Source organism: Mycobacterium sp. IDUB_36, from assembly GCF_055419225.1.
Map to the genome: position 1 here is coordinate 282,240 of NZ_JBVAXH010000002.1, position 8,383 is coordinate 290,622.

6 protein-coding genes are annotated in these 8,383 nt (G+C 67.8%); 2 read left to right on the forward strand and 4 right to left on the reverse strand.

Annotated features, from left to right (window positions below; genetic code table 11):
• Positions 1-49: 49 nt before the first annotated feature.
• On the forward strand, positions 50-1,165 hold the full coding sequence (locus ACZYW1_RS19730) for a DoxX family protein (protein ID WP_463788165.1): 1,116 nt from the start codon (positions 50-52) through the stop codon (positions 1,163-1,165).
• Between the two features lie 65 nt (positions 1,166-1,230).
• Complete coding sequence (locus tag ACZYW1_RS19735; protein ID WP_463788166.1) at positions 1,231-1,707, forward strand: RDD family protein; 477 nt, start codon at positions 1,231-1,233, stop codon at positions 1,705-1,707.
• Here ACZYW1_RS19735 and ACZYW1_RS19740 read toward each other — a convergent pair.
• The 4 genes from ACZYW1_RS19740 to ACZYW1_RS19755 are packed head-to-tail and all read right to left on the reverse strand — an operon-like array spanning position 1,697 to position 8,383.
• The gene (locus ACZYW1_RS19740) at positions 1,697-2,170 is read right to left on the reverse strand and encodes a gluconokinase (RefSeq protein WP_463788804.1); all 474 of its coding nucleotides are present in this window, start codon (positions 2,168-2,170) and stop codon (positions 1,697-1,699) included. The two genes, ACZYW1_RS19735 and ACZYW1_RS19740, sit on opposite strands and share 11 nt — an antisense overlap.
• 37 nt (positions 2,171-2,207) lie before the next feature.
• A complete protein-coding gene (locus ACZYW1_RS19745; protein WP_463788167.1) occupies positions 2,208-4,214 on the reverse strand; it encodes a DUF7064 domain-containing protein in 2,007 nt (668 codons plus the stop codon).
• Between the two features lie 27 nt (positions 4,215-4,241).
• Positions 4,242-5,747, reverse strand: a complete 1,506-nt coding sequence (locus ACZYW1_RS19750; RefSeq protein ID WP_463788168.1) for a carboxylesterase/lipase family protein — start codon at positions 5,745-5,747, stop codon at positions 4,242-4,244.
• 20 nt (positions 5,748-5,767) lie between these two features.
• Positions 5,768-8,383, reverse strand: a complete 2,616-nt coding sequence (locus tag ACZYW1_RS19755) for an NAD-dependent epimerase/dehydratase family protein (protein ID WP_463788169.1) — start codon at positions 8,381-8,383, stop codon at positions 5,768-5,770.

The following is an 8,383-nucleotide window of genomic DNA, read 5'->3' on the forward strand; positions in this document are numbered from 1 at the left end:
CGTTCAGCGGGGCGGTTTGCCGACGGCGGAAGCTGGGAACACCCCCGCCATGTTGATTCGTAGAATCGCGCGTCCTTTGCTGTCCGCAGTGTTCATCGGCCAGGGCATCGAGACGTTGCGCAACCCGTCGATCACCCTGGAAGCAACGGAGCCGACCGTCGCAGCGCTGCGCAATCTGCCGGAGCCGTACGGAGACAAGGTTCCGTCGAACCCCGAGACGGCCGCGCGGATCAACGCCGCCGTCCAGGTCGGCGGCGGGGTGCTGCTGGCCACCGGAAAGCTGCCGCGAATTGCCTCGGCGGCGCTCGCATTCACTGTCATTCCGGGCAGCCTTGGCGGACACCTCTTTTGGACCGAGAGCGACCCGCAACGCAAAACGGAAAAACGTCGCGCCCTGCTCACCGACCTGAGCCTGCTGGGCGGTCTCATCATCGCGTCGGCCGACACCGCCGGCAAGCCATCCCTGGGGTGGCGTGGACGGCGCGCCGCCAACCGGCTGACTGAGGCAGTGTCCTCGAAGCTCCCACTGAGCGGTTCCGACGACTCGCTGCTCGATTCGGAACTGGCTGAGCGGATCTCGCACGGCCTGCACGCCGGTGCCGAGCGCGGTCGCGAATTGGCCAGCGCGGCGGCCGAGCGTAGCGCGCCAGTCGTCGAAGCTGCCCGTAAGCGCGGCGAAGAACTGGCCAGCACGGCCGCCGAGCGCGGACGCGAACTAGCCAGTGCGGCGGCCGAGCGCAGTGCGCCGGTGGTCGAAGCAGCCCGCAAACGCAGTGAAGAACTGGCCAGCACGGCCGCCGATCGCAGCGCCGATCTCGCCAGCACCGCCGCCGAGCGCGGTGCCGACTGGGCCCAGACCGCCGCCAAGAAAAGCAAGCCGGTGGTTAAGAAGGCCCGTAAGCGCGCGCGCAAACGCGGCGAGGAACTCGCCGAGACCGTCCGCGACCGCAGCACCGAATGGGCCGACATCGCCCGTGACCGCGGCGCCGAAATCGGTGAACGCGCTTACGAACGCGGCAGCGAGCTGGCGGAAGTCGCCCGCGAACGTGGCAGTGAGTTGGCGGATGTCGCCCGCGAACGCGGTACCGAGCTGGCAGAAGTCGCCCGCGAACGTGGAGAAGAGCTGGCTCACCGTGGACGGAAAAAAGCGCGCCGCTGGAGCTGACCGGCGCCATCGACGGGCCGAATTGACCCGGGTACATTGGCGGCCACCGCAGCAAGGAGCCCGTCATGACATCACCTGATTTCGACCCCGGATACAGCTACCCGGCGCAGGCATCGGGTGCCCGGGCCGGCGGGCTCGGCGCGCGGTTCCTCGCCCGGCTGATCGATGGCGTCCTGGTCAATGTCGTCGTGTTCCTCGCGTCCTTACTGCTGCTCGACGGGGACTACTGGTGGCTGGTCACCGGACTGTTCTCGGGTGTGCTGATGTTCGCCTACTTCGTGTTGTTCGAAGTCAGCCAGGGCGCCAGTCCGGGCAAACGGCTGCTGGGGTTGTCCGTCCACGGCCCGGCCGGTGCCGCCCGACCCGACGTCACCCAGTCGGCCATCCGCAACTCGTTCACCTTGCTGTCGGTGGTGCCCTACCTCGGCCCGTTGTTGGCGTTCATCGCCTACGTCGTGATCGCCGTGACGATCAGCGGCAGCCCTACCAAGCAGGGCAAGCACGACGAGCTTGCCGGCGGCACCCAAGTGGTCAGGTCCTAGCCGACAGATACCGCACGAACGAGTCGACGACGGCGTCGACGCTCTGCCCGACCTCGATGGTCAGGCCGCGTTCGTCATGGCCGAGGGGTTCCAGCGCCTCGAACTGCGACAGCACCAATGACGACGGCATGAAATGTCCGGCCCGTCCGGCTTGCCGGCGACCGATCAGTTCCAGTGAACCGGCAAGATGCAGAAACTCGATACCGGTTCGGTGCGAACGTAATTGGTCACGGTATCGGCGTTTGAGCGCCGAACAACTCATGACCCCGCCGTCGTGTTCTGCCAGCCACTGGCCCACGGCGGCCAACCAGGGAAATCGGTCGTCGTCGTCGAGCGGCGTACCGGCCGACATTTTCGCGACATTGGCCGCAGGGTGAAAGGTGTCGGCGTCGGCAAAAGGTACACCGAGGCAACCGGCGAGCGCCGCGCCGACGGTGGACTTGCCGGAGCCGGACACGCCCATCACCACGATGGGCGTACCTGCTGCACAGTACTTTTCGTCAGGCACCGGGCAGATTGCGGTTCCATTCCAGCCAGCCCACACCGGCCCGGCCGTCTGCGGTGCTCACCGTCGCCCACACCCGCGGAAATTGGCTGACCCGACCGTCTGTGGAGACCAGACGGAGCGGCCCGTGTCCCAGCACGTCGATGGTCGCCGTGATTCCGCCGGGATTGACGGCCAGCGTCGCGGTGACCGGAAGCCCGTCGGTGTCGAATGTCTGTATCGGAGAGATGGTTTCCAGTTCGGTGACCGTTCCGCTGCGGTCTTGGACGTATCCGACGCTCATCGGCGGAACGCCTGGGATTTTGAGGTCCACCCCGTGTACATGCGTGCCGTCGTCGAGGTGCAACGCACTCCAGAGCCAGTCCATACTCCACCAGTCGCGGACTCCCCACGAGTGGTCCCGCTGTCCGGGCACCGCGTCAAGGGTATAGCGGCGGCCGTCGACAGTCACCGATCCGGTTACGGTGCAAGGGATCTCGTATCGGGTGGCGATCCGGTACTGATAAGGCGTACCGTCGGTGACCCATTCGAGCTCGAGGGTGACGTCCGTTGGCTCGCCCTGTTCACCGCGTAGCAACGCTGCCGGGTCGAGGTAGGACTGGCCGCGCCCGGTCAGCGCCACCCGATAGGTGCGCAGCGGGTTGTCCGCCGAGTGCGTGAAATCGATTGTCCCGGTGCCTACCTGCCACGGATCGGCGGGCGACGGCACATCGAAGTCCACGACGGCGACGGTGGGGATCCCGGGCCCGCAGAACACGGCATGCAGCCACGCCGTCTGCTGGTTGGGGATCAAACCGAGCCGGATCCAGCCGCCGAATCCCTGTGCGGCGTCGACGAAGTCGGCATACCAGCTTTCGTTCCACAGCGACTCGTCGGTCGGGGTGTGCGCCGACTCGTCATCCGCCGACGGGCGAGTCGAGTCTCCCGTGGTCGGTTCCGCCAGAATCGCCAGTGCGTCGGTGTCCAGTACATGCTCGCAGTGCCGCTGCAGCATGGTCATGAACATCGCGTCACCGCGCTCGGTGCGCTCCACCAGCATCGACGAGACGATGGCCATCATCACCCCGAAGAAACTCTGCCGGCGTACGCCTTCGCGAACATCGGCGAGGCTGAGCGGCGTGTCCGGGCCGAGCGCACGATGGTAACCGTCGAGCAGCACGTCGTAGTGCTCACGCCGATCCGCCACCGGCAGCGCGCAACCGAGGAAGTAGGCCAGGTCGGTCATCGCCGGCCCCCAGGTGACCGTCTGCCAATCGACAACGGTCAGTGGACGATCGGCGCCTTCAGCGCCGAACAGCATGTTGTCCAAGCGATAGTCGCCGTGGACCAGTCCGTGAATGCGGTCCTCGGCTGCCTCGGCTGACAGGTAGTCGTCGAACCCGCCGACCAGTCGCTCGCACACCGTGTGATGTCGCGGGGAGATCTGGTCGCCGTAGCGGTCGACGAAGCCGGCGAACAGCGCGGCGATCAGACCCTGATTGACCGGCGTATCGCGATTGAGCCACGCGGCGTCGGCCAGCGTGGGGTCGCCCAGTAGCGGGCCTTGCAGACGGCCGAGTTCGGTGACGGCGGTGTGCGCCTGCGCCGTCGTCGCACCGCGGATCTCGTCACCGACCACCGCCGGGTCGGCGTCGCCGAGCAAGACGTCGAAGATTCCGGACTCCGCGTCGAAACCATTGTGGTAGCAGGGCGCAACCGGACCGTGCAGGCGCGGAGCGATGTCGCGATAGAAGCACACTTCACGCTCGTAGAGACCCAACGTCATTCCGGTCTGACGGCTCATCTGATCGGTGGCCGCGACCTTGAGCACCACCGAGTCCGGACGGCCGTCCGCTGCGGTGTCGGCATACGTCAGCTGAACCCGGTAGCACTCACTCATCTGGCCGGTGCCGATTCGTTCGGTGGTGAAGTCGGTGACGGTGCCGGCGCCGAGGGCGGCGGTCAGCCAGTCGGCGGTGAGGTCAGCCGGCCGCTCGACGACATTGTCGGGGTGAGATGTCATGGCTTGTTCACGAAATCACATCCACCGTCATCGCGCCAGCGAAAAGCCTTCCCAAGCCAGTCGCCGTTCGGGGTGCGGGTCGTACTCGAGATGGGACTTGCGGTCGAACACCAACACCGCGCGGTCGGCCTCGGTGTAGGCCGGCCAGTCGTCACCGGGGTCACCGGTGCGACTGAATGACCGCCAGCGCCTTTGCACTTCGCGGGTCACCCGCAGTGCCGAGCGTCGGTCGACGGGCGCTGTCAACAACGCGCCGACCCGGGTGCGGTAGAAACCGAAGACCGCGAGCAACTCGGTGGCGTGAGTGGCCCCCAGACCCGACCAGCGCAGCACCCGCGGCGCGTAGTCGTACCGATACAGGTAGGTCGGTGCGTACCGGCCGTGGGCCTCGGCCATCCCCCACGCCGCCGAGCCGAAGGCGAAGTCACCGCCCAGCCGGATGCACGCCGACCGCCCGGGGTAGTCCGGGTAGGCCCCGGTGATGCGTTCCCGCTCGGCCGGCTCGACCTCAGCCAGGAGTGCCTCGATCATCGGCTCGTTCGTCGGCAGCAACTGCAGGAAGCGGGTGAACAGGCGTCCCTCGTCGGCGTTGGTCCCGACGATCAGGGGAACGCGATGCGCTTTGCCCTGCTGCATGGCGTCGATGGGATCCAGTGGCAACACGTCGTCACCGAACACCGGGCCAATCGGGAACGCGCCCAACATCTCTCGCACGCCGTCGTTGATCAGCCGGTTCTGCGTCGCAACCAGCTCCGCCGGCGTCGCCGTCATCAGTCGCTGAGTGGCATCGCCAGCCCCGGCACCCAGCAGGGTGGCGAATCGACTGGCGAACTCCGCCGCGATATCGGTGGACCGGGTCATGCCACTGGCGGGACTCTCCGAAATTGCTTGCGCAAAAAGCCCTTCGGCATCGGGCGCAGTCAGCAACGCGCCGACGGCATGGGCCCCGGCGCTCTCACCGAAGATCGTGACATTGGCGGGATCGCCGCCGAACGCCGCCACGTTGTCCTTCACCCAGCGCAGCGCCAGGATCAGGTCGCGGAGGAACAGGTTGCTGTCGATCGACACGTCGGGTGTCGACAACGAGGACAAGTCGAGGCACCCCAGCGCGCCGAGCCGGTAGTTCACCGAGACGTAGACGCAGCCCCGCTTGGCCAGCGCGACCCCGTCGTAGATCGGTGTCGCCGAGCTGCCCATGATGTATCCGCCGCCGTGCACGAAAACCATCACCGGCAACGGCTCGGAACGCGGCGCCTCCGGCGCGGTGACGTTGAGGGTGAGGCAGTCCTCCCCCATCGCCTGATATTTGCCGACGCCGAGTATGGCGTAGCGGTGCTCCTGCGGGGAGCATTTGGTGAAGCCGTGGCAATAACGCACGCCCCGCCAGGGCTGGGCCGGCTCGGGTGCCCGGAATCGCAGCGCACCCACCGGCGGCTTGGCGTACGGGATGGATCGCCAGCGGTGAACGCCGTCGCGGGTGAAACCTTCGACGGTGCCCGCGGCGGTAGTCACGCGGACCGTGTGTTCGTGCATCTACCCGACGTTAGCGAACGTCAGGAGGTGACGCTCGGCAGGTACGATTCGAGGACCTCGATCGTCCCGGTTGTGCCGTCGACCTCGATCAGCGCGCCGGGCGGCAGCCGCCGGGTGGCGTCGTGCACGTCGACCACGCAGGGAATACCGAATTCGCGCGCCACCACCGCCGCGTGCGACATCGGCCCGCCGAGTTCGGTGACGACGGCGCCCGCGTAGGAGAACGCCGCGGTGTAGCCGACGTCGGTGACCTCGGCGACCAGGATCTCACCGGCTTGCAGGTCGTCGATGGTCTGCGGCCGGACGATGCGGACCCGGCCGCGGACCCGGCCGGCACTGACCCCGGCGCCGGTCAGGGTCTGCCCCGGCGACAGGACGGCCGCCGCGACCGATGTCGGCTGCCAGTCGCCGCTGAAGACGGCGGGCGGCAGCACGTCGGCGAGCCGGCGCTGATCGGCACGGCGGCGAGCCACCACGTCCGCGGTGTCGGGGGGCAGCGCATCGAGCTCGTCGACCAAGAGATAGAACACGTCGTCGACGGTCTCGATCGTCCCCGAATCCACCAGTCGTCGACCGAGCTCGCGAAGCAAGTTGCGCAGCAACCAGTTTGCCCGCACCAGACGGTCACGACGGATCTCGCGATCGCGAACCTGATGTGCGACGAGCAGCGCCAGCGGGCGTGCCTGCACCGGGATCGTCGGCCGGCTCGTCTCCGAACGCAGCGGCGTGTCAACGGCTTTCGCCACCATGCGGAGTAGCAACTCTGGGTCGTCGGCATAGCTTGACGACCGCATCTCCAGCTCGGCGGGCCCGCGGTGCCCACACGCTTCCAATTCGGTGAGCAGGGTCCGGTAGAACTCCGGCGTCTTGGTGGACAGCTCATCGAGGTGGTCGCCGGTCGCGCCAAGGATCCGCAGCACCTCGGGATCACGGCGCGCGGCGTCGGCGATGCGATAGACCGCGCTCAGCAGGCCCGCACTGGCCAGTTCCTGACCGACCGGCAACACCATGTCGCGCCCGCTCAGTCCGCGCAGGATCGTGTTGAGCGCCGCGAACGCCATGAACGACCCGGAGGCCAGCACCCAGCCGTCGATGACGTGGTCCCGCGCCAACAGGATGAGGCTCTGCAGGCGTGTTTCGGTGAGCTGCGAAAGATCGCCCTTGGCAATCTCTTCCAGCCACGCGACGTCGTCGACGAAGTCGTCGGTGTCCCGATTTGCGCCCGCTACCAGCCCGGCCAGGTTCACTCCGAAGACGCCGAGGTTGCGAATGGTGCGCAACGGGCCGGTGGCGCTGCGTGCTTCGGGGGGAAGCTGCTGCTCGCCGTGTATCGGCATGGCGGTCAGGCTCGGGCCGAAGAACTGGCTCTGCCGAACCACCGTCTCGGGTTTGACGAAGGGCACGACTTCGGCGGTGTAGTGCGCGGTCGTGATGGCGCCGTAGAGCCGGTGGCCGAACACTCCGACTGTGCGGGTAGCCATTTCGCGCTGGATCAGGCCGCCAGGACGAAGGCGTCGGGCGATGACGGCACCGGAGGCGCGCAGGCCTTTGACGGTCGCCGACGCCGACGACGGGGAAAACGGCCCGGGCAGGGCTTCGGAGAGATTGGTGGCCAGATACGTCGGGAAACGTGGGTCGATCGGGGTGTCGAACTCGCCGTTGCCGCCGTCCGGGCCGGCCAGCTGTGTCGCCTCGCCGTCGGCGGCCGGGATGTCGACCGCGGGGATGTCCTGGACATGGGTCAACCGCCACGGCAGCGATGTCGACCAGGGGCCGACGCTGACGTGACCGCGGACCGCCAGGGCGAGATCGTGCAGGCAGTCGCGTCCGGTCCAGCCGGGTTCGACGTTCCAGGTGTCCTGCAGCAGAGCGGTATCGAGCGACGGAGCGCTCAGCAGCAGGTCGAGTTCGGCCGCCGGGCTCAGCTTGCGGAGCAGCCGCGGTGTCAGCGGCCGGCCGAGTGTCTCGGCGATCTCGCCGAGGGTGAGTTCACCGGCCGCGGCGAGGTTCACCGCCCCGCTGACGACGTCCCGGTCGACGGCTGCGCGGACGAAGACGCGGTGCGCGTCGTCGGTGTGCACGACCTGCAGGGTGCGATTCGACGACTCGGGGAAAAACGCCGAGGCAAGCGCTCGTCGCACCCAGTTGTCGACGCCACGACCGACGATCGCCGCGGCACGGATCGTCACCCACTCCACGCCCGAGTCGGCGATCAGGTCCTCGGCGCGGGCCTTGTCCCGACCGAACGGCGACACCGGTTGCAGCGGTTGAACTTCCGTCAGCAGCCTGCCAGGACCGTAGACATGGGCCGACGACGCGAAGACGACACGCCGGGTGCCGCTGCGCGCGACGGCGTCGAGCACGTTCTGAGTACCACCGATCGTGACCTCGACGTCCGAGGGTCGATCGGCGGCCGGGTTGACGGCCCATGCGCAATGCACGACGACCTCGGCGCCCGCGACCGCTCGGCGTACCGCGGAGAGGTCGCGGATATCGCCTGGAACGAACGTCGCCTGGCTGGGCCAGCTTTCGGGCCGGCGACGAGCCAGCCCTGCGACGTCGTGACCCGCACTGAGCAGGCGCCCGACGAGGCCGCGGCCGAGCACTCCGCTGGCCCCGGTGACAGCAATCCTCAT